We start from the raw sequence: 23,202 nt of genomic DNA, 5'->3' as shown, positions 1-23,202 counted from the left end.
TTCAAAAACTGTAAATAAACCTGTGGGACCTGCTCCTATAATTAATATGTCTGTTTCTATCATTATTATTCTTGCTTTTCTACTAAGCTTTTTGTGAATTCGTTTAATTGTTCTACTTTTTGTTCAAAGTTTCCTTTTATTGTCTTTCTATAATCGTTTAGGTTTTTGACTAAATCATCAATTTTATCTGGAATAACTTCCTCAAAAAATTGACGTAATCTTTTTGCTGTTGTGGGTGATTTCCCGTTTGTTGAAATTGCAATTTTCACATTCCCTTTGGTTACAATTCCTCCCATATAAAAATCACAGTAGGGTGGGTTGTCGGCTACATTTACCAATTTCTGTTGTTCTCTACAATCCAGATATACCTGAACATTTACCGCTGGTTTATCTGTGGTTGCTATAACTATGTGTTTTCCGTTTAAATAAGAAGTTTTATATACATCCTCAATAAACTTCACATCTCCTTTTTTAGCAAGCTCTAAAGTTCCCTCTCTAAACATTGGAGACACTATTGTCACTTTTGCATCTGGACTTGATTTTAATAAGAATGATAACTTTTCTTCTGCAACAAAACCTCCTCCAACAATTAAAATTTCTAGATTTTTAACTTTTAAAAAAATAGGGTATAGATTATTTCTTTCTTCACTCATATTAGGCAGATTTTGTTAGCTTACTATTAATATTTCTTTGTACTTGTAATATCTCGTTACGATGATTCACAACTTCTCCAAGAATAATTATTGCTGGGTTGCTCAATTGTTGCTCTTCTACAATATTTTCAATTGTATCAACTGTGCCTATACCAATTTTCTCTTTTTTTGTTGTTCCATTTTGAATAATTGCTACGGGCAATTCATTCTTCTCTTCTTTTTGAAAGAGTTCAACTATTTGAGATAGTTTTCCCATTCCCATTAGAATAACCACGGTTGCATTTGATTTTGCGGCTAACCTGATATCTTCTGACAGTTTATGCTGTTTTGTGGTTCCAGTAATTACCCAAAAACTCTCAGAGCTTCCTCTTTTTGTTAATGGAATATTTTGATAAGCTGGGACTGCTAACGAAGATGAAATACCTGGTACAACCGCTACATCCATTCCTTTAGCAGTGGCATATTCCATTTCTTCCGCTCCACGTCCGAAAATAAATGGATCTCCACCTTTTAGACGGACTACATGCCCTTTTGAATAACCACGTTCTACAATTAATTCATTGATTTGCTCTTGCTGATAACGGTAACAACCTCTTCTTTTTCCAACAAATATTTGCTCTGCATTAGGATTTACATAACGAAGCAACTCCGAATTTACTAGAGCATCATACAAAACCACATCTGCTTCTTTTAAAACATTAATGGCTTTTAATGTGATTAAATCAGGATCTCCTGGTCCAGCTCCTACCACTGTTAGTTTTGGTTGTACCATCATCATCTTTACGTTTAATTGTTCACAACTTTTTTTCTATAAGTATCTACTTGCGTATAAAAATCAGTTGCTTGCTTTGCATATTTTTTAGCGAAAGCTTCGGTAGGTTCATTGGTGTTTATTTGATATACAAAATCTGAAAATGTACCGTTAATACTGATTTTATTGGTGTTTACAAATACGTTGTCAAAATTTGAAATAATGCCTGCGTGTGTATTCGTTTTTGCTCCTTCAGCAGTTAATAAAGCCTTAGCTGTATTTACAATTGCCGCATAAGAATGATAGATACTATCAGACCATTTTTGATCTTTGATAGCTTCGTTTGCGTTTTCTATTTTTTCTTCACTTTCAAATAAAAGTGTAGCCACTAAATCAATTACAACTCCGGCACATTCTCCAACTCCAATTGCCTTTACGTAATTCTTATCATGTCCCCAGTCGATAAAATCATCTTCAGTTAAATTAGTGGTATCTGATAAATGTTTCAGAATATCATAGAAATATGTTTTTCCTTGACGATTATAATACGCTAAGAAATCTTCGTTATCAGTGCTATTATCTTCAAAATCATTCAACAATATTCTCAAAGCTTTTGGACCTCTTTTACTTGGAACTTTAATTACTTTGTTTGAAAATCGACCTTGACCATTTCCTAAAACTCCTCCGCCTAACAAAATTTGTAATGCCGGAGCTACTAATGACCCTGATTTAATTGACATTCCTTGGAAACCAATATGAGCCATATTATGTTGACCACAAGCATTCATACAGCCACTAATTTTAATAGTGACTTCTTTGTTATTGATATATTGAGGATATTCAGCTCTTAACACTCTTTCAAGTTCAACCGCAATTCCTGTGCTACTCGCAATTCCTAAATTACAAGTATCCGTTCCTGGACAAGCAGTGATATCAACTAAACTATTATAACCCGCTTCAGCGAATCCTAATTTCTTAAGTTCCGAATAAAAGAATGGTAAAAACTCTTCTCTTACATGACGGATTAAAATATTTTGGCGCAACGTAAAACGTAATTCATTCGCAGCATAGTTTTTAATTAAATCCGCAAGAAGTCTTGCTTTATCTGTATAAAAATCCCCCAAATGAACCTTAATTCCAATCGCAAATAATCCTTCTTGTTTTTGAGGAATTACATTTGAGTTTTTCCATGCATTATACTCTGATTCGTTTTCAATGGTTGCAGATGGAACTTCCTCTGACTTAAAAGTGATTTCAGTTTCGAAATCTGATGTATTAATTGGATATGACTGATATGCCAATGCTCTTTTCTCATTTTCAACCAAGGTTAAAAATCCGTCTAACCCTACATCTTTAACCAAGAATTTCAATCTTGCTTTGGCTCTTTTCGAACGTTCACCATAACGATCAAAAACTCTTAAAACGCCTTCAATAGTTGGGATTAACAAATCAGTCTCTAAGAACTCATACATAACATCGGCATGCCTTGGCTGAGAACCTAAACCTCCTGCTAATAATACTTTAAAACCTTTAACCTCTGTATCTCCAATCTTCTTCGTTTTTGCAATAAAACCTAAATCGTGCATAAAGCTTAAAGCAGTATCTGCTTCTGTTGCAGAAAAAGACATTTTAAATTTTCTTCCCATCTCTTGACAAATAGGATTTCTCAAGAAAAATTGAAATGTAGCATGCGCGTAAGGTGTAACATCAAAAGGTTCATTTACATCAATCCCGGCAGTTTCAGATGCAGTAACATTTCGTACTGCATTTCCGCACGCTTCACGTAAAGTAATATCATCCTTTTCTAACTGTGCCCATAATTCAGGAGTACGATCTAAACTTACATGGTGAATTTGAATATCTTGACGCGTAGTAATGTGTAATCTTCCTCTAGAAAATTCATCAGAAACATTTGCAATTCGATGTAATTGTTCGCTAGTTACTTTACCGTACGGTAATTTTATACGAACCATTTGTACGCCTAATTGTCTTTGCCCATAAACTCCACGAGCTAAACGTAAACTTCTGAATCGTTCTTTGTCTATTTGTCCCTCTTTAAAAAGACGTATTTTTCTTTCCAACTCTAGAATATCTTTCTCTACAATTGGGTTTTCTATTTCGCTTCTAAAACTTTGCATGATTTTTTACTTTACTTATGCAAAAACTGTTGCTTGTTTAATAATTCTTCCTCGGTTTCAACATGATTATCATCTGGAACACAGCAGTCAACAGGGCAAACTGCTGCACACTGTGGTTCTTCATGAAATCCTTTACACTCTGTACATTTATCAGGTACTATGAAATAATATTCATCAGAAATTGGCTCTTGCTCGTCATCTGCATTTAATTTTACTCCATTTAAAAGTTCAATATCTCCTTCTAAGGACGTTCCTTGACTGTATTTCCAGTCTTCGGCTCCTTCGTATATTGCTGTGTTCGGACATTCCGGTTCACATGCCCCACAATTGATGCACTCGTCTGTTATAATAATTGCCATGTTTTTTAGTTTATAAAACCTACACCGGATGTATTATTTGTTTTTGGATCGATTAAAATAAAAGCTCCATTCGATTTATTTTCTTTATAACTATCAACTAGTAAAGGCTTACTTACTTTTAACTGCACTTTTCCTATTTCATTTAAGGATAATTTTGAAGGATTTTCTTCTTTTCCTGAAAAATCGGTATGAATAATATTTTCAAGACTTGTAATTTTTACTTGACCATCGTTTACACCGTGTTTGATATAATATTTATTTGAGGTTTGTAAAGGTGATTTATCCATCCAACAAATAGTTGCTTCAAGTTGTTTTGTAATTTGAGGTTCTTCACCTTTTTTAACAATCATATCACCTCTACTCACATTTACATCATCTTCTAGAGTTAAAGTAAATGAACTTCCACTTTTCACTTCATTAAATTCTTGATCAAAAAAATGGATGCTTTTTATAGTAGATTCAATTGCGGAGGGTAACACAGTTACTTTATCTCCAACAGCTAAATCTCCTCCATATAATTTCCCTGCATAACCTCTGTAATCATGAAACTCATCTGTTTTTGGTCTAATTACTGACTGCACAGGAAAACGTGCTTGAGAATTATCAATGCTTTCTTCTAGGTTTAAATCTTCTAAATATTCTAACAAGCTTTTTCCTGAATACCAGTTAATTTTTGTGGATGCATTTACAACATTATCTCCATGTAATGCAGAAATAGGAATAAATGTTATTTTTTGATTTTTATAATCACTTTTTTTGGCTAAAAACTCAATTTCTCCTTTTATTTGATTGAATTTCTCTTCGGAATAATCAACCAAATCCATTTTATTTACAGCAACAACAACTTCTTTAACTTGTAATAAATTATTAATAAAGAAATGACGATATGTTTGCTCAACAACTCCATTTCTTGCATCTACTAAAATGATTGATGCTTGAGAGTTTGAAGCACCAGTTACCATATTTCTTGTATACTCAATATGACCAGGAGTATCTGCTATTATAAAACTAGTTTTTGGTGTTGAAAAATAAATATGAGCTACATCAATTGTAATTCCTTGTTCACGCTCTGCGACTAAACCATCGGTAGCTAAAGAAAAATCTAAATAGTCAAAACCGCGTTGTCTGCTTTTTTCTTCAATTGCTTGTAGCTTATCTTCGGTTAACGAATTTGTATCGTATAAAATTCTTCCAATCAAAGTACTTTTTCCGTCATCTACGCTGCCTGCTGTTGCTATTTTAAGTACGTTCATTTTGTATTGCTTTAGAAGAGCTGGGACTGTAAGTAGTTATTAATATAATCCCCAACATATTTTCTCTTACAGTCTTTCGCTCCAATAGTTATTATTAAAAATATCCTTGTTGTTTTCTTTTTTCCATGGCTGCTTCTGATCGTTTATCATCGATTCTAGCGCCTCTTTCCGAGATTCTCGAAGCTCTAATTTCCTCTACAACTTTATCAATATTACTAGCATTTGATAAAACCGCTGCTGTACAGCTCATATCTCCTACAGTTCTAAATCGAACAGTACGTTCTTCAATTAATTCGTCTTCCTCTCTATACACAACCTCATCATTTGCGGGCCAGATCAATCCATCGCGCACAAATGTTTCACGTTTATGGGCGAAATAAATGGACGGAATTTCAATTGCTTCCTTCTGAATGTATGTCCAGACATCTAATTCTGTCCAATTGGAAATTGGAAATACACGAACATTTTGCCCCAAATCGATTCTTCCATTCAACATATCGAATAATTCAGGACGCTGATTTTTCTCATCCCATTGTCCGAAATCATCCCTAACAGAAAAAATTCTTTCTTTCGCTCTTGCTTTTTCTTCATCTCTTCTTGCTCCTCCAATACAAGCGTCAAATCCAAATTCTTCAATAGCATCCAATAAAGTTTCTGTTTGTAATATATTTCTACTTGAATATTTTCCTGTCTCTTCTTTTACTTTGCCTGCATCGATATTGTCTTGTACATTTCGTACAATCAATTCCACACCTAGCTCTTTGACTAATTGATCTCTAAACTCAATAGTTTCAGGGAAGTTATGGCCTGTATCTATATGTAATAATGGAAAAGGTATTTTTGCAGGATAAAATGCTTTTTGTGCTAATCTTACTAGTGTAATACTGTCTTTTCCTCCAGAAAATAACAATACAGGTTTTTCAAATTGTGCAACAACTTCTCTTATAATATGTATAGCTTCACTTTCTAAGTGGTTTACTTTTATTGTTTTTAAACTCATTTTAATGTTTCTTCAATGTATAATTTACATTTTGATTCTTTTCTATTATTGATAGGGCTCAATACTTGAATTTATTTTTTTCCCCATTTTATATTATTCCATATTCTTTCATGAAAAAAATACAAGATCATTTTTGTAACCAGCTCTATAGTTCCTATAGATAAGGCTGTTGTTATTTTTCCTGTTATAAGCCATGTAATGATAATAGTATCTATAGTTCCTACAATTCTCCAGCTTATTGATTTAATAATACTTCGTATAGGTTTTTCTGAGTGTGCTTCTGTTTTATAATTGGTATTGTTTCTTTTTTCAATAAGTTCTAAAATCATTTTAAATTTATTTACCCTATCGGATTAGTAGGATTTAAAAGAACAAATATACATTGACAGATTACATATCAAAGAAAAAAATTAAAAAAATAACAATAAAGTATAATTTATATAGCTATACTAAGTCGGCAAGAGAGGTGTTTTTGAGCACGTTAAGAGTATTGTCTCTTACTTGAAGCATCAGCTTATGAACAGCGCAAGTGTCTTCATTTGGACAATCATTACATTTCTCATAAAAATTAAGACTCACACAAGGAACCATTGCTATAGGGCCTTCTAGGGTTCTAATAACATCGGTCATTTTAATTTCTGAGGCTTCTTTAATTAAATAATAACCACCACCTTTTCCTTTTTGAGCTCCTAAAATTCCAGACTTTCGTAGGGTAAGTAATATGCTTTCTAAAAATTTATGTGAAATATTCTCCTTTTCTGAGATTGTTGCTATTTGTACTTTTATACCTCTTTTTTGCCTAGCAATAAAGGTTAGCGCTTTAATTCCATATTTAGTTTTTTTAGAAAGCATATAACAAAAATACACTTTATTTATATTCTTAAATATTTAATGCTTGATTAATATCGTTAATAATATCATCTACAAACTCTAGTCCTATAGAGCATCTTATTAGTCCGTTTGTTATACCTACTTCTTGTTTTTCTTCTATACTTAATTTACTGTGTGTTGTAGAAGCAGGATGTGTTACAATGGTTCTGGTATCGCCTAAGTTTGCAGAAAGGGAACAAATTTTTAAGGAGTCTAAAAAATTTCTTCCGGCATCAATACCTCCTTTAATTTCAAAAGCAACTATATTACCACCTAATCGCATCTGCTTTTTAGCAGTTTCATATTGTGGATGCGAGGGTAGGAACGGATATTTAACAAAGTTGACTTTTGGATGGTTTTCAAGAAATTTAGCAACTTTTAAAGCATTTTCACAATGCTTTTCTACTCTCACAGCTAGTGTTTCTAGGCTTTTAGATAATACCCATGCGTTGAAAGGAGACATTGCAGGCCCTGTATTTCTTGAGAATAAGTAAATTTCTCTTATCAAATCAGATTTTCCTACAGCTACGCCTCCTAATACTCTTCCTTGACCGTCAATTAATTTTGTGGCTGAGTGAATAACCAAGTCGGCTCCAAATTTTATTGGATTTTGTAAATATGGAGTCGCAAAACAATTATCTATTACCAACAGTAAATTATGTTTTTTAGCAATGTTACCTAACAATTCTAAATCTAAAATATCAACAGCAGGATTTGTGGGTGTTTCAGCATATAAAATTTTAGTATTAGGCTGAATTAATTTTTCAATAGTATCAACTTCATTCACTTTAAAATAACTGGTCTCTATATTCCATTTTGGAAAGTATTTTGTAAATAATGTGTGAGTGGATCCAAAAACGGAACGAGATGATACAATATGATCTCCGGCATTTAATAATGCAGCAAAAGTTGAAAAAACAGCTGCCATACCAGTAGCAAATGCATAACCTGCTTCTGCACCTTCCATGGCTACTATTTTTGAAACAAATTCGGTTGTATTTGGATTTGAAAATCTACTGTATAAGTTTTTTTCTTTTTCTTCAGCAAAAGAAGCTCGCATATCTTCTGCATTGTCAAAAACAAAACTAGAGGTTAAGTATAAAGGGGTTGAGTGCTCAGAAAATTGAGTTCTTTCTGTTTGTGTTCTTATGGCTTGTGTTTCAAATTTCATAGTTATTTGTTTTTTGTTAATCGTAAAATATCTCCAAAAACTCCTCTTGCAGTTACTTTAGCACCTGCACCTGCACCTTGTATTACAATAGGTTGTTCACCATAGGATTCTGTGTAAATTTCAAAAATAGCATCAGAGCCTTTTAGGCTACCTAAAGGTGTGTTTTTTGGTACGGAAACTAACTTTACATCTAGTTCCCCTTTTGATTTTTGTAAATCTCCGTGCAAGTCACCAATAAATCGTAGTACATGGTCACCTTGTTTATCTTCTTTAATAGTTTGGAAATAATTGTCAAGTTTTTCAATATTTGAAATAAAATCTTGTGAAGATCCTTTTCTAAGTTCTTCAGGAACTAAATTTTCAACAGAAATATCTTCGAATTCATTTTCTAAATCAAGTTCACGAGCTAGAATCAATAGTTTTCTAGCTACATCATTTCCATATAAATCTTCTCTAGGATCGGGTTCAGTAAATCCATTTGCAATGGCTTCATTTAAAACTTGCGAAAAAGGAATTTGTTCTTCAGAAAATTTGTTAAAAATAAAACTTAGAGAACCAGAAAATACTCCACGAATTCTTGTAATGTTTTCACCAGAATCATGAAGTAATTTTATAGTATCAATTAATGGTAAGCCGGCTCCTACATTGGTTTCATATAAATAACTTTTTTTATTATTTTCTAATTCAGCTCTTAATTCTTTGTAAAATGAATGAGCTACCGTATTGGCTATTTTATTAGAAGAAACCAAATCGAAGCCAGCTTTGGTTAAGGGGATATAATTTTCAATAAAATTTTGATTAGCTGTATTGTCAACAGCTATGAGATTTTCTAGATGATGTTGTTTTGCATATTCAATTACTGAGCTTGTTGAACTTTCAATAGAGCTTTGTTCTAGTTTTTCTTCCCAGTTTTTATCTATTCCATTTTTACTAAGCAATACTTTTTTTGAGTTTGCAATTGCAAAAATGTTTAACTGAATTTTTCTCTTTTCTAAAATGTTTGAAGAAGCATCTATAATTTGATTGATCAAGGTTTTTCCTACCAAACCTTTACCAAAAACAGCAATGTTTATTTTTTTTACTGCACCAAAAATCTGTCCATGAATAACATTTACCGCTTTATGTAATTGCTCTTTTTTAACAACCAAGCTCACGTTTTTACCTGTAATAGTATTGTTGAATAAAAGAGGAGTTATTTGATTTTGTATTAAAGCAGAATAGGGTAAATGGAACTCACTTATATCTTGACCGACAATAGATATTACTGCAATATCATCAATAATACTTATCTGATGTACGTCTTTTGTAATTAAGTCTTGTTCAAACTCTTGTTTTAAAGTTTCAATAGCTAAAAAAGCATGCTGTTTGTTTACAACTAACCCTATGCCTCTTTCTGAAGATCCTTGTGAAATAATACTCACACTAATACCATGATGACTTAACGACTTAAATATTCTGGCATCAACACCAGCTTTACCTAATAAACCTCTTCCTTCAAAATTAATAAGAGCTACATTTTCTAATACAGAAATTGATTTTATACCTTTTGAAGTAGTTTTTGCTGATATTAAAGTGCCTTTGTCTTTAGGGTTAAACGTGTTTAAAATTCTTAGATTGATGTTTTTTTCAATAAGAGGAATAATGGTTTTTGCATGTAGAATAGTTGCACCAAAATTGGCAAGTTCATTAGCTTCTGCATATGATAGTTGTTCAATTTTCTTAGCATCTGATACCAAATCAGGGTTTGCGGTAAAAATACCATCAACATGCGTGTAGTTTTGAAGTTCTTCAGCATCTAAATAATTAGCCAGTAACGATGCGGTGTAATTGCTTCCGTTTCTACCTAAAGTTGTGGTTTCGTTTTTTAAGTTGGAAGCTATGTAACCTGAAACAATATTTACTGTTGTTCCGTTATACTTCTTAAAATGATTGATTACATTTTCTTTAGAAAGGGTATCAAAAGGTTGAGCGTTTCCAAAATTTTCATTGGTTTTTAACAAAGTTCTAGAGTCCGTGGCATTGGCATTGATGCCTCTTTGTTGTAATAATTCTGTTACTGTTTTTATAGAAATTAATTCACCTTGAGCTAATACTTCGTCTTTAATTTTATTGCTGTAATCTCCTAAAAGATTAACTCCTTCAAATAGTTTTTTAAGTGTTTTAAATTCTTTTGAAAAATCTATTAAAGGAGTTATTTTGCTTTGCTCAAATTTGAAATGTTCAAATTGTTCTTGATAAGATTCGTTTTTAGAAGCCTTTTGTAAAATAGTTTCTAATTCATTTGTTGCATTACCGCGAGCAGATACCACTACGGTTATTTGATCTCCATTGTGTATTTTTTCTTCAATAATGTCAATTACATTAGGTATTCCATTATTGGATAGAGATTTTCCTCCAAATTTTAAAATTGTCATTTTCTTTTGTGATGTTTTCTCGTTAAAAATTGGCTCAAAAATCTTTTCTAATTGTTCATTTTCCATTAAAAAAGCATCATGCCCGTGTACTGAGTTTATTTCGTTGTAAGTAACTTTTGGATGATTTAGAGCTAGTTTTTTATGGGTTTCTCTATTTTCTTCAGCAGTAAAAAACAAGTCAGAATCTATTCCAATAATGTGAATATTAGCCTTGATTTTTTCTAACACATCTAATTCATCTTTTCCTTTGGTAGCATCAATAGTTTTGAGTAATTGATTCATTAATTTATAAGAAGCTAATTGATACCTTTCCTGTAGCTTTTTACCATGATGCAACAGCCAACTTTCTACATTAAAAATTTGAAGATCTTCATTTTTACTTCGTTGAAATCTCTTTTTGAATGATTCAGGTGTGCGATAACATAACATTGCATGTATGCGAGCATCATGCAGCGGATTGCTAGAATTGGTTAAAAGAAGTTCTTGAATTTGACAATTAGCTATTAACCAATCTGTAGACTTCCAATCGGTAGCAATAGGAATTAAATGTGATGTTATTGTAGGATTTAATGCTGCCATTTCCCAAGCAATACCACCGCCTAAAGAACCTCCAATAAGAGCAAAAAGGGTATGAATATTTAATTCTTTTAAACCTATCAGAAAGATTTTGGCAATGTCTTTTGCAGTAAAATTTTTATAATCTTGAATTAAGAAATCATCATAACCATTACCAGGAATGTTAAAGCATAGTACTGAATATTTTTCAGTGCTGATTACTTTGGTTTTTCCAATAATTTCTTTCCACCAACCACCTTCACCAGTTACGTTACTATTTCCGGTTAATGCATGATTTATTAAAATTACAGGAGCGCTACCCAATTTTTTACCAAATAGTTGATAGCTCAATGGTAAATTTGAGTATTGAGCACCACTTTCAGTACTATAATTTTTAATAGTTATATTTTGTATGTTACTGTGTAAACTCATTATTTTTTAACTAAAATCTGTGTAGGAATCTTAGAGAAAGCTTCTTTTAAATCAGCTTTTAAATCCTCAATATTTTCAATGCCTACGGATAAACGAATTAAATCTTCTGTTACTCCGCTATTTTCCTGTTCTTGTCTTGTAAGTTGTTGGTGTGTAGTGCTTGCAGGATGAATAATTAAAGATTTTGTGTCTCCAATATTTGCTAGTAAAGAAAATATCTTAGTGTTGTCTGCAATGAGTTTAGCGGCTTCAAAACCACCTTTAACGCCAAAAGTTACTATACCACTTTGTCCTTTAGTTAAATATTTATCTGCTAAAAATTTATATTTACTGCTTTCTAACCCAGGATAATTTACCCAAGCTACTTCTTCTTGTTTTTCTAACCATTTAGCGAGTGCTAAAGCATTTTTACTGTGTTGTTGAATTCGAACTTCTAGAGTTTCTAATCCTTGAATGATTTGGAATGCATTTGTTGGGCTTAAAGCTCCACCAAAATCTCTCAATCCTTCTAATATCAGTTTGAAAGTATAGGATGCTGCGCCTAATGTTTCATAATACTTTAAACCATGATACCCGAGAGAAGGCTCAGTAAACTCAGGGAACTTACCGTTGGCCCAATCAAATGTTCCTGCGTCAATAATTACGCCTCCTAAAGAATTTCCTTGACCTCCTATATATTTAGTTAAAGAGTGAATTACTATATCAGCACCATGTTCTATAGGGTTTAACAATGCGGGAGTTGCAATAGTATTATCAACAATAAAAGGTACTTTTGCTTGTTTTGCATGTTTACTAATTGCTTGTAAATCTAAAACATCAAGTTTTGGGTTTCCTAAAGACTCTACAAAGAAAGCACGAGTATTTTCTTGAACTGCTTTTGAAAAATTTTCAGGGTTAGAAGCATCAACAAAAGTTGTTGTTATACCTAACCTAGGTAAGGTAACTTTTAATAAGTTATAGGTGCCCCCGTATAAACTACTTGAAGCTACTATATGATCTCCTGATTTTAATAAAGTTAACAATCCGGTAGCAATAGCAGAAGTGCCAGAAGCAAAAACCACAGCTCCTATACCGCCTTCTAAAGCAGCCAAACGTTCTTGTAAAATTTGATTAGTAGGATTGTTTAAACGGGTGTAAATAAACCCTAACTCTTTTAAAGAGAATAAATTGGCTGCGTGTTCTGAATTGTTAAAAACATACGATGTTGTTTGGTAAATAGGAACAGCTCTTGTTCCGTTTGTTTGGGTTACATCATGCCCTGCGTGCAATGCGTCTGTTGCGAATTTTTGTGTACTCATTTTTCTTACATTTAGAATTAAACATTAAAGATTAAAACCAAAGTCAAATGCATTCATAACAGAATGTACTTAATAGAAAAATGTTAAAAAGAAATGCACAAAAACTTTTAGAAGTAAAAGTTTCAGTTGTGTTATCTATCCATATGCAAAAAAATGCTTGGTAGAATTTAGCACCTTCTTTATTTTTTTAAAAACAAAGGGTTGCTAAGGTTTCAACGGGTCTATTCCCTCCACCTTTCTTGATAACATAGTCAATAAGTAATTGATCTTCGTGTTTACAAATATTCAGTAAGAAAAAATTAAAATCCAAATTTTAACGTATTTTTTTTACAGACTAAATGATTAATTATAAATTTGCAAGCTGAAATAGAGGAGAGATTTGATCTGATTGCAACCTCATTAAAAAATGCTAAAGCGGTAATTTATTACTTCTTTTGCGTGCTATCATTTCAACATCTTACTAAATCAAATAATTAAAAGAAGTAAATATGTCATATTTTTTTACATCTGAAAGTGTATCAGAAGGACACCCTGATAAAGTTGCTGATCAAATTAGTGATGCATTAATTGATAATTTTTTAGCGTTTGATTCAGAATCAAAAGTAGCTTGTGAAACTCTTGTAACTACAGGTCAGGTTGTTTTAGCAGGAGAAGTAAAATCAAAAGTATACTTAGACGTTCAAAAAATTGCTCGTGATGTGATCAACAAAATTGGATATACTAAGAGTGAATATATGTTTGATGGAAACTCTTGTGGAGTTTTCTCTGCAATTCACGAACAATCTGATGATATCAATAGGGGAGTAGATAGAGATAAAAAAGAAGAGCAAGGTGCTGGTGACCAAGGAATGATGTTTGGTTATGCAACAAATGAAACTAAAAATTACATGCCTTTAGCGTTAGATTTATCACACTTGTTATTAAAAGAATTAGCAGCTCTACGTAGAGAAAATGATGCAATTTCGTATTTGCGACCAGATGCAAAAAGTCAAGTAACTATTGAGTATTCTGATGAGAATGTGCCACAACGCATTGAAGCTATAGTGATTTCTACACAACACGATGATTTTGGAACTGATGAAGAAATGTTAGATAAAATCAGAAAGGATATCAAAGAGATATTAATTCCTAGAGTAATTTCAAAATTAGCTCCAGAAACTCAAGCTTTGTTTAATGGAGAAATTAAATATCATATTAATCCAACAGGAAAATTTGTTATTGGGGGCCCACATGGCGATACAGGTTTAACTGGAAGAAAAATTATTGTTGATACATACGGAGGAAAAGGAGCACACGGTGGTGGAGCATTTTCAGGAAAAGACCCTAGTAAAGTAGATAGAAGTGCAGCTTATGCAACGCGTCATATAGCTAAAAATTTAGTAGCTGCTGGTGTAGCTGATGAGGTTTTAGTTCAGGTGTCGTATGCTATTGGTGTTGTAGAACCGATGGGAATTTTTGTGGATACATACGGGACTTCAAAAGTTAATTTAACTGATGGTGAAATTGCACAAAAAGTATCTGAAATTTTTGATATGCGTCCGCACGCAATTGAGAGTAGATTAAAATTACGTTCACCAATGTATAGTGAGACTGCTGCATATGGTCATATGGGGCGTGAGAATGAAGTAGTTTCAAAAACATTTACCCAACCTAATGGAGAAAGTAAAACTTTAGATGTGGAATTGTTTACTTGGGAAAAATTAGATTATGTTGATAAAGTAAAACAAGCTTTTGAATTGTAAACTTTATGTAGTTAAATATATTTAAAAAATGCTCAACTGATCAGTTGAGCATTTTTTTTCTTTATTGAATATTCATAATAAAAGGCATTCGAGCTTGAATTCCTTTTAAGTTTTTCATTTGGTTTATTTTGTTGTATAAACGATAATTTTCATCGCCTAAAGCATCTTTTAAAATTTCTTCTTTTTGTGATTTAGCAAACGGCATCATTTTAAAAGCATCCTTAAAATCTTTCTTGTAACTTGGATAATTTCTAATTCGATAATTATCAACTTCAGCTAGTTCTGCGGCAACTTTAATAGCATCTTCCAGTCCACCTAATTGGTCAACCAATCCTTTTTCAATAGCTTCTTTACCTGTCCAAACTCGTCCTTGAGCAACTGCATCTACTTGCTCAAAAGTCATTTTTCTACCGGTAGCAACCCTGTTTACAAAAGTGGTGTAAATTTGTTCTACTCCCTCTTTGGTCACATCGTAGAATTTTTTATCCATCGGCTCAAATAAGCTGTAATTTGCACTTTTGTTTGTGCTTACTTGCTCTGCATTGATGCCAATATCATTAGAGAATTCATGAATGTTAGGAATGGCGCCAAAAACTCCAATAGAACCTGTTATAGTGGTTGGTTCAGCAATAATTTTGTTGGCGTTACTTGCAATATAATAACCACCTGAAGCAGCTAAATTACCCATAGAAACTACTAAAGGTTTTTCTTTTTTAGCTAGTTCAAGTTCACGCCAAATAAGTTCTGAAGCTAAAGCGCTACCTCCTGGTGAGTTTACACGTAAAACAATGGCTTTTACTTTTTTGTCTTTTCTTGCTTTTTCAATGGCTTTGTTAATAATTCCTTGTCCGATTAAATTCTCATTTCCTTCACCATAAATAATTTCACCCTGCGCATAAATAACGGCAATTTTATCTTTAGCTATAGATGATTTTCTGCCTTTTCCTGATTTGATATAATCTTCAAGACTAATGATTTCTACTTTTGCATTGATAGCAGTTTTAAGTATTTCATCATATTGATCTGCATAAATAACGGCATCAATTAAATTTACTTCTTGCGCTATAGTAGCGTTTCTACCATCAGAATTATCAGCAATTTCATTTAATTTTTCAATAGAAATATTTCTGCTCTTGCTGATATCATTTGTCATTTCTGACCAAATTGATTGCAAGAAAGAAGTAATTTGCTCACGATTTTCATCACTCATTTTGTTGGTTAAAAATGGTTCAACAGCACTTTTATACTTACCGTGTCTTACCACTTCCATTTTAATACCATATTTATCTTCAAAATCTTTGTAGTATAAAATTTCAGAGGATAAACCTTTAAAATCGATAGCTCCTACAGGGTTTAAGAAAAGGCTGTCTGCAACAGAACTTAAGTAGTAATTTTTCTGTGTGTAAATATCATTATAGGCATAAATAAACTTCCCAGATTCTTTAAACTCTTCCAGCTTATTTCTTATAGCTTGTGTTTGAGCGACACCAGCATTTATTAAAGTAGATTTTATACTAATTCCTTTAATGTTTTCATCTGTTTTAGCATTATCAATAGCATTGATTATTTTATCTAAAGCTAATTTTTCTTCATCTAATTCTAAAGCTTGTGCTAATGGGTTTTGGTCTTTAGGAGCATAGTCTTTAATCGGGCTTGATAAATCTAATTCTAAAACTGAGTTAGGTTTTACTACAACAACATCATCAGAGCCAATTATAGCTCCAATGCCTAAAAAGAGTAAAAACAATAAAAAAATTGCGATAAAAAAGCCTAAAATAGCGGCCAATAAATTACGTAAAAAGTTCATTTTTCTTTTGTGAGTTTAAAAGACAAATATACATTTTTACAACAAGTAATTTATCAACGTAATCGCATTCGGTACTTTTGTTCAGCAAACTTAAAATAGTTAAAAAGTTTGTAGTTTACTTCGTACCCATAATCAATATTAGGACTGTAATCAATCACGTTTTCATATATGTTGGGATTGAACTGTAAAGGGTTGCTAGCTCTATAGTTCCAAACGGGAACATAAAAACGATTTTTGTTTTCTAAATAGGTTTGAGAATAAAAACCTTCGGGTTTAGCGATGGCATTTAAGTAATATGTAAATCCCGGATCAATGATTATAATTTCATACTCCAAACTATCATTAGCTATAACTACCGGTTCTTCATTTTTGTTATTGTAATCAATGTTTTTTGATGATGAACATGCCGCAATAAATAACCCTATTATAAAAGCAATAATAAAATGTAAACGTTTCATAATAAAATGGTTTTGTTCTTATAAAGATAAAAAAAAAGAAACGCCTTTTGGCGTTTCTAAATTGATTTTTATGCGAAGAAGGATTTAGTTAATTAAATCGGTAGTGTTAAATAAATTATCTAATGAGTTTCCTGCTTTTTCTTTACCGTCATTCAACCAATCAAGGTAAGCTTCTTCATTAGGTGTGTATCCAACAGGCTCATTTAAAATTTGTTTTCCGTCAGCACTCAATAAAACATAATAAGGTTGTGTATTTGTTTTAAAGAAAACCGTTTGGAAATGTGACCATTTATGTCCGTAATTAGTTAATTGACGAGTACCTCCGTTAATTCTATTCACTACTATTTGTTCTTCTTTAGGAAGTTCTTTTTTATCATCAACATATAAAGAAATTAAAACATAATCGTTACGCAGCACATCATCTACTTTTTTAATAGGCCATACATGTTCTTCCATTTTACGACAGTTTACACATGCATAACCGGTAAAATCTAACATAATAGGTTTGTTTACCTTTTTTGCGTAAGCTAATCCTTCTTTTAAGTCTTTAAAACACGTTAAGTTGTTTGGGCAACTGTTAGGATATACAAAACTATAACCAACAGGAGGTGCAAGACCGCTTAATAAAGAAAGAGGAGTAAATGTATTAGTTTCTTCTTTAACTCTAAATCCAGAAGCTAAATAAATGGTAAAAGCAGCCACTAAAACTCCGAAAGCAATTCTTGGGAAAGATATTTTTTGCAAAGGAGAATCATGCGGAAATTTGATAATTCCAAATAAATACCAGGCTAATCCAGCAAAAATTACAATCCAAAGAATTAAGAAAGGTTCAATTTTTAAGATGTTCCAGTGTGCTACTAAATCGGCATTTGATAAGAATTTAAACGCTAAAGCTAACTCTAAGAATCCTAAAACCACTTTAACCGTGTTCATCCATCCACCAGATTTAGGTAATGATTTTAACATATTAGGAAACATGGCAAAAAGAGTAAAGGGTAAACCTAAAGCAACTCCAAATCCTGCCATTCCAGAGGTTAATTGCCACGCACCACCATCAGAAGATAAAGATCCTGCTAATAACGACCCTAAAATAGGTCCTGTACATGAAAATGAAACGATGGCTAAAGTCAAGGCCATAAAAAATACTCCTAACAATCCGCCAGAGCTTTCTCCTTGCGTAGTTTTATTTGTCCAACTGCTTGGTAAGGTTAATTCATAAAAACCAAAGAAAGATCCTGCAAAAAATACAAACACAACAAAAAAGATAATGTTTAGCCAAATATTGGTTGATATTTCATTTAATATATCCGGATTGATAGAATCTAATAAATGGAAAGGAATACTTAATATTAAATACACTGCCAATATGAAAAGTCCGTATAAAACAGCCTTTGAAACTCCTGCTCCTTTCGTAGAATCTTTTTTAGTGAAAAAACTTACTGTTAACGGAATCATTGGGAACACACAAGGAGTAAGTAGAGCTAATAAACCTCCTAAAAAACCTAATCCGAAAATACTCCATAATGATGAAGATTCATTTTTGGTTTCAACATCTGCATTTACATCAATTTGTTCAATAGTCGCTACTAGATCAGCAATAGGTTGCTGTAAATCTTGTTCAGAAATTCCATATAACAGACGATTAGCTTCTACATTTGATACAGCTGTTGCTTCAGTAGTTGTTTTAGCTGTAGAAGCAGCACCTTTAGGTGCGGTAAAAGATAGCGTTTCTACACGTGGTGGTAAGCAGCGAACATCATCACAAACCATAAATTCTACTTCAGCATCAATAGTTGCTTTTTCATTTAAAAGCTTAATTTTTTGCTTAAAAGTAGCTTTTCCTGCGAAGTATTTAATTCGCATTTTAAAAGTTTTATCATCTTCTGTAATACCAATATCTTCAGTTGTTTCACCAACTAATTCATAGTTTTCATTGGGTTTAAAAGTGAAAACTGTAGGTCTTGGGCCGCCTTTCGGAACTTTTTGAGCATATAAATGCCAACCTCTATCAATAGTGGCTGTTGTAATTAAATTATATTCGGTTTCAGAAATTTTTTCAACGCCTGTTTTCCATGTTACAGGATCAAATACCTGAGAAAAAGAGGAGTAAGAAATAAGTAAAAGAAAGAGAAAAAGTATTTTTTTCATGGTTAAGAACTAAAATTTGTATTTGTTTCAGTAAGACGTAAATGTAAACTTTTTCATACAAAGTACTCTAATATATTTTTCCTAGGCTTGTTTTTTAACGTATAAAACCTAACTTTAACTCAAAATTAAGAGGGATGAAAAATCGTTGTTTTTGGGTGAGTAATGACCCTTTATATGTTGAATATCATGATACTGAATGGGGGGTGCCAGTATATGATGATGATAAATTGTTTGAATTTTTGATATTGGAGACTTTTCAGGCAGGATTAAGTTGGATTACCATTTTAAGAAAGCGAGAAAATTTTAGAAAAGCATTTGATAATTTCAACTACAAGAAAATTGCAAATTATTCGGATGAAAAATATGAAGAGCTGTTACAAAATGAAGGGATTATTAGAAATAGACTAAAAATAAAAGCTACTATTTCAAATGCTCAAGCATTTATGAGAGTGCAAGATGAATTTGGTTCTTTTTCAGAATATATTTGGGGTTTTACCCATGGAAAACCTATTAAAAATGCATTTGAAGATAGAAGTGATGTGCCTGCTACTACTGAACTGTCCGATAAAATATCAAAAGATCTTAAAAAGCGCGGATTCAAATTTGTAGGATCTACTGTAATTTATGCACATATGCAAGCTACCGGTATGGTAAATGATCATACCACCGATTGTTTCAGATACCACGAATGTGATTAATGTTTGATCAAGTATTTTGATAAAAACAAAAGGGCAATAACAGCAATAATACCAATAGCCACATAAAAAGCAGCATTTTGATAATGTTTTTGGTTGTTGGTAGCATCTTTTTTATAACTGTACACCATTAAAACAGTAAAAACAATTACAAAAAAAGCAGCAAAAATTATTCGACCGGTTGTAAACATAAAATAAAGTAAATTAACTCTGATTTAGTTGAGCAAAATTACAAATTAATATTCCATTTGATAGCTAAATGAAAAAACAAAACTTAATAGTTTTAGATATAGATGATACACTAACTAGTAGTGAAGAAAAGCATACAGATTCTTTTTTGTTTGCAATGAATGAAATAGGTATTACCAATGTTGATACCGATTGGAGAAACTACAAAAATGCTACCGATAGTTATATTTTAAAATTCAATTATGAAGCTACTTTTAAAAAAGCTTTTTCGTTGGATATTATCCCGGATTTTGAACAAATTATGACTGAAAAATTCTTAGAGATGCCATCTTCTAAAGAAGTAAAAGGAGCAAGTGCAATTGTAAATTTCTTTTTAAAAGAAACAGATTATGCACTATGTTTTGCAACAGGTTCACTTCAAAAGCCTGCTTATTTAAAATTAGAACAAGCAGACATTAATTTTATACCAGAAGTGTTGGAGGTTTCTAATGCTATTTATGCCAGAGAAGACATAGTAAAATCTGCAGTTGAAAAAGCAAAAAAATACTATAGAATCCAAAAATTTAAAAATATTATTTCTTTTGGTGATGGATTGTGGGATGCTAAAACAGCAAAAAACTTAGGCGTTCATTTTGTAGGAGTAAACCATAAAAATGTAGATGATTTTAAAAAGCAAAATGTAAAATATCACATTAATAATTGGGAAGAATTTGAGCTTGAAAAAGCTGAAGACATATTTAATATTAACTAACATAACATGAAAGAAAAAATTAAAGCAGTATTTGAATTTCACTCAGCTTTTGGCTTAGGAATTAATGAGCAACCTATTGCTAACATTGGAGAGCAAAGAAATTTACTTCGATATAATTTAATGAAAGAAGAAAATGAAGAATATTTAGAAGCTGTTAAAAACAATGACCTAATAGAAACTGCCGACGCTTTGGGAGATATGTTGTACATTCTTTGCGGAACTATTATTGAACACGGTATGCAGCATAAAATTGATGAGGTCTTTGAAGAAATTCAGCGAAGTAACATGAGTAAATTAGGCGAGGATGGAAAACCAATTTACAGAGAGGATGGTAAAGTTATGAAGGGACCAAATTACTTTAGACCAAATATAGAAGCAATATTAAAGAAATAAAAGGCAATGATTTAATTGTAAATCTCTCCACTGCTTTCTAAAAGTTCATCTAATGTAAAAATTAAAGAGTCAACATTATTTACCATTTTAAAAATTTTTCCATCTTGATTTAAAATAATATGTGTTGGGTATTGTTTTACGCCAATTTGATTGTTCATAAAATCCTTTTGTTCGGCAACAACCGGATATCTAAACTCTTTTTTTGCTAAGAATTTTTTTAATTTATCAGGAGTGTCAAATGCTAAACTAATAAAAATAACATTTTCATAACCCTCATATTTATCATATAAATCATTAAGTTGAGGAAATTCTTCTACGCAAACTTTACAATTGATAAACCAACACTTAATAACAGTAATTTTATCTTTGGTGTTTTTATTAGTGTAATTATTTCCATTTAAATCTACAAAATCAAACATAGGAAAATCTCTACCTTCTTTCATAAAATACACATATTGCAAACTAGCATTGCTTTTTATAGATTTGAGTATTTTAGAATTAACACTATTATCAGGTTTTTGCAACTGATACACTATTTCAATCTCGTCATTAATTTTTACAGGTATAAAATCTCCTGTTTTTAAAAAAGATAAAAATTGTTCCTTATCTATTTCTATTCCTTCTTGATTTAACGGAAGGAAATCGGTAGAAAGATCAATATTTTGTTTGTAATAATTTTCCCATGCCTCAGGACTGTTTGTAAAAGGTTTAATATCAACACTATTTTCAATTACTTTTTTTTCTTCTATAATTACATCTACATCATCAGCATCATTTTCTTCCATGTTATTAGTAGTAATGGTAACAGTGCTCTTTTTACTTATTTTTTCAATAATAAAAAAAGTACCTAAAAAAGAAACTGTAATTAATAATATGGATATTAAAATACTTTTCATAAGAATGGATTAAGGTTGATATTGATAGGGACAGAAGAAAGTATTTCGACAAATATATAAAAAAACTTCTCAAGTGTTATCTTGAGAAGTTTATATAGTTGTTTATAACAAGAGGTTATTTATATTTTTACTCTCCAATGGTATGGGTCTTCAGATATGTTGTATTGAATGTTTAGTAGTTTTTCTTTGAAAAAAGAAGCATAGCTTTGTTCAATTTTTGGTAATTTAAAATCTTCTCCTCCATGACCAAATCCAACAATAGGGTTGATAACTGCAGCTGTACCTGATCCAAATATTTCTTTTAATTCACCGTTTCTGGCAGCTTCTTTTATTTCAGCTACAGACACCCTTCTTACCTCAACATCTATGTTGTTGTCTTCAGCTAGGTGAATAATTGATTTTCGTGTTACACCATCTAAAATTCTATCATTATTAGGAGCGGTTATTAGCTTGTCTCCAATTCTAAAAAAGATATTCATGGTACCAGCTTCCTCTAAATATTCATGAGTATTAGCATCTGTCCAAATAATTTGTTGATATCCTTTTTCATTCGCTAATTTAGTTGGGTAAAATTGGGCAGCATAATTACCTGCAGCTTTAGCAAAACCAACACCTCCATTAGCAGATCTGCTATATTTCTCTGCAAAAATTACTTGTACTTCACCTGCATAATAAGATTGTGCAGGAGATAAGATAATCATGAATTTGTATTCATTTGCAGGAGAAGCTGAAATTGCAGGCTGTGTAGCAATAACAAACGGACGGATGTATAATGAATTTCCAACACCTTTTTTAATCCAATCTTTTTCTAAATGTAATAGTTTCTTTAAACCATCAAAAAAGAATTTTTCAGGAAAAGCTGGCATCGCCAAACGTTCTGCTGATTGATTTATTCTTTTAAAATTTTGATCTGGACGAAATAAGAAAATATCTTCATTCTCATCTTTGTAAGCTTTCATTCCTTCAAAAACAGCTTGTCCATAATGAAAAACTCTTGCTGAAGGTTCTAAACTAATAGGTCCGTAAGGTTTTATTACTGGGTTTTGCCATTCTCCATTCTTAAAATCACACTCAAACATATAATCAGAAAAAACAGTGCCAAATGCAAGATTGTTAAAATCTACAGTATTAATTTTTGATTGCTTGATCGGTGTAACTTGAATGTAAGATGTGTCCATTTAATTTTAAAGATTTGAAGTTTCAACAAAAGTAAGAAATCAATATTACTT

At 31.8% G+C, this 23,202-nt stretch carries 21 protein-coding genes and 1 riboswitch; of the genes, 4 read left to right on the top strand and 17 right to left on the bottom strand.

Features of this window, described 5'->3' with window-relative positions; genetic code table 11:
• Positions 1-65: 65 nt before the first annotated feature.
• The 11 genes from SLH33_RS05895 to SLH33_RS05845 all read right to left on the bottom strand — a co-directional run bounded on the left by SLH33_RS05895 (position 66) and on the right by SLH33_RS05845 (position 12,894).
• Complete coding sequence (locus tag SLH33_RS05895) at positions 66-653, bottom strand: bifunctional precorrin-2 dehydrogenase/sirohydrochlorin ferrochelatase (protein ID WP_320418144.1); 588 nt, start codon at positions 651-653, stop codon at positions 66-68.
• A 1-nt stretch (position 654) separates the two neighbouring features.
• Entirely contained in the window at positions 655-1,431 is a 777-nt protein-coding gene (cobA, locus tag SLH33_RS05890) for a uroporphyrinogen-III C-methyltransferase (protein ID WP_320418143.1), read from the bottom strand.
• Between the two features lie 8 nt (positions 1,432-1,439).
• Entirely contained in the window at positions 1,440-3,542 is a 2,103-nt protein-coding gene (locus SLH33_RS05885; RefSeq protein WP_320418142.1) for a HEPN domain-containing protein, read from the bottom strand.
• A gap of 11 nt (positions 3,543-3,553) precedes the next feature.
• A complete protein-coding gene (locus SLH33_RS05880) occupies positions 3,554-3,901 on the bottom strand; it encodes a 4Fe-4S dicluster domain-containing protein (protein WP_320418141.1) in 348 nt (115 codons plus the stop codon).
• 5 nt (positions 3,902-3,906) lie between these two features.
• Positions 3,907-5,154 (bottom strand): sulfate adenylyltransferase subunit 1, encoded by a 1,248-nt coding sequence (locus SLH33_RS05875; protein WP_320418140.1) that lies wholly within the window; start codon positions 5,152-5,154, stop codon positions 3,907-3,909.
• 94 nt (positions 5,155-5,248) lie between these two features.
• A complete protein-coding gene (cysD, locus tag SLH33_RS05870) occupies positions 5,249-6,154 on the bottom strand; it encodes a sulfate adenylyltransferase subunit CysD (RefSeq protein WP_320418139.1) in 906 nt (301 codons plus the stop codon).
• 71 nt (positions 6,155-6,225) lie between these two features.
• On the bottom strand, positions 6,226-6,483 hold the full coding sequence (locus SLH33_RS05865) for a DUF2061 domain-containing protein (protein ID WP_320418138.1): 258 nt from the start codon (positions 6,481-6,483) through the stop codon (positions 6,226-6,228).
• 115 nt (positions 6,484-6,598) lie between these two features.
• The gene (locus tag SLH33_RS05860) at positions 6,599-7,006 is read right to left on the bottom strand and encodes an Rrf2 family transcriptional regulator (protein ID WP_320418137.1); all 408 of its coding nucleotides are present in this window, start codon (positions 7,004-7,006) and stop codon (positions 6,599-6,601) included.
• Between the two features lie 28 nt (positions 7,007-7,034).
• Positions 7,035-8,195: a trans-sulfuration enzyme family protein gene (locus SLH33_RS05855; protein WP_320418136.1), complete on the bottom strand. Its 1,161-nt coding sequence runs from the start codon at positions 8,193-8,195 to the stop codon at positions 7,035-7,037.
• A gap of 2 nt (positions 8,196-8,197) precedes the next feature.
• Positions 8,198-11,596 carry a bifunctional aspartate kinase/homoserine dehydrogenase I gene (thrA, locus tag SLH33_RS05850; RefSeq protein WP_320418135.1) on the bottom strand — a complete coding sequence of 1,133 codons (3,399 nt, stop codon included), beginning with the start codon at positions 11,594-11,596 and terminating at the stop codon, positions 8,198-8,200.
• Positions 11,596-12,894 carry an O-acetylhomoserine aminocarboxypropyltransferase/cysteine synthase family protein gene (locus tag SLH33_RS05845; protein WP_320418134.1) on the bottom strand — a complete coding sequence of 433 codons (1,299 nt, stop codon included), beginning with the start codon at positions 12,892-12,894 and terminating at the stop codon, positions 11,596-11,598. Before SLH33_RS05845 ends, thrA begins: the two co-directional genes overlap by 1 nt.
• A 128-nt stretch (positions 12,895-13,022) precedes the next feature.
• A riboswitch (SAM riboswitch) is annotated at positions 13,023-13,143 on the bottom strand.
• Between the two features lie 239 nt (positions 13,144-13,382).
• On the opposite strand from SLH33_RS05845, the gene metK reads away from it, so the two are divergent.
• Positions 13,383-14,636 carry a methionine adenosyltransferase gene (metK, locus tag SLH33_RS05840; RefSeq protein ID WP_320418133.1) on the top strand — a complete coding sequence of 418 codons (1,254 nt, stop codon included), beginning with the start codon at positions 13,383-13,385 and terminating at the stop codon, positions 14,634-14,636.
• Positions 14,637-14,697: 61 nt separating this feature from the next.
• On the opposite strand, the gene sppA is transcribed toward metK, so the two are convergent.
• The 3 genes from sppA to SLH33_RS05825 all read right to left on the bottom strand — a co-directional run bounded on the left by sppA (position 14,698) and on the right by SLH33_RS05825 (position 19,049).
• Entirely contained in the window at positions 14,698-16,443 is a 1,746-nt protein-coding gene (gene sppA / locus SLH33_RS05835; protein ID WP_320418132.1) for a signal peptide peptidase SppA, read from the bottom strand.
• Between the two features lie 53 nt (positions 16,444-16,496).
• Positions 16,497-16,901 (bottom strand): DUF6146 family protein, encoded by a 405-nt coding sequence (locus SLH33_RS05830; RefSeq protein WP_320418131.1) that lies wholly within the window; start codon positions 16,899-16,901, stop codon positions 16,497-16,499.
• Positions 16,902-16,985: 84 nt separating this feature from the next.
• On the bottom strand, positions 16,986-19,049 hold the full coding sequence (locus SLH33_RS05825) for a protein-disulfide reductase DsbD family protein (protein WP_320418130.1): 2,064 nt from the start codon (positions 19,047-19,049) through the stop codon (positions 16,986-16,988).
• A gap of 134 nt (positions 19,050-19,183) precedes the next feature.
• Between SLH33_RS05825 and SLH33_RS05820 the strand changes: the two genes are divergently transcribed.
• Entirely contained in the window at positions 19,184-19,747 is a 564-nt protein-coding gene (locus tag SLH33_RS05820; RefSeq protein ID WP_320418129.1) for a DNA-3-methyladenine glycosylase I, read from the top strand.
• Here SLH33_RS05820 and SLH33_RS05815 read toward each other — a convergent pair.
• Complete coding sequence (locus tag SLH33_RS05815) at positions 19,744-19,935, bottom strand: hypothetical protein (protein ID WP_320418128.1); 192 nt, start codon at positions 19,933-19,935, stop codon at positions 19,744-19,746. The two genes, SLH33_RS05820 and SLH33_RS05815, sit on opposite strands and share 4 nt — an antisense overlap.
• Positions 19,936-20,003: 68 nt before the next feature.
• Between SLH33_RS05815 and SLH33_RS05810 the strand changes: the two genes are divergently transcribed.
• Together SLH33_RS05810 and SLH33_RS05805 are read left to right on the top strand one after the other, a co-directional pair.
• A complete protein-coding gene (locus SLH33_RS05810) occupies positions 20,004-20,684 on the top strand; it encodes an HAD family hydrolase (RefSeq protein WP_320418127.1) in 681 nt (226 codons plus the stop codon).
• A 6-nt stretch (positions 20,685-20,690) separates the two neighbouring features.
• Positions 20,691-21,077 carry a nucleoside triphosphate pyrophosphohydrolase family protein gene (locus tag SLH33_RS05805; RefSeq protein WP_320418126.1) on the top strand — a complete coding sequence of 129 codons (387 nt, stop codon included), beginning with the start codon at positions 20,691-20,693 and terminating at the stop codon, positions 21,075-21,077.
• An 11-nt stretch (positions 21,078-21,088) separates the two neighbouring features.
• Here the strand turns inward: SLH33_RS05805 and SLH33_RS05800 are convergent, their stop codons facing one another.
• Together SLH33_RS05800 and SLH33_RS05795 are read right to left on the bottom strand one after the other, a co-directional pair.
• Positions 21,089-21,973: a TlpA disulfide reductase family protein gene (locus SLH33_RS05800; RefSeq protein WP_320418125.1), complete on the bottom strand. Its 885-nt coding sequence runs from the start codon at positions 21,971-21,973 to the stop codon at positions 21,089-21,091.
• Positions 21,974-22,092: 119 nt separating this feature from the next.
• Positions 22,093-23,151 (bottom strand): branched-chain amino acid aminotransferase, encoded by a 1,059-nt coding sequence (locus SLH33_RS05795; protein ID WP_320418124.1) that lies wholly within the window; start codon positions 23,149-23,151, stop codon positions 22,093-22,095.
• Positions 23,152-23,202: the final 51 nt, after the last annotated feature.

The sequence above is a fragment of the Tenacibaculum sp. IB213877 genome, from assembly GCF_034043975.1.
GTDB lineage: Bacteria > Bacteroidota > Bacteroidia > Flavobacteriales > Flavobacteriaceae > Polaribacter.
The sequence above is the reverse complement of the archived record's forward strand: the minus strand, read 5'-3'. Positions and strand labels throughout refer to the sequence as shown.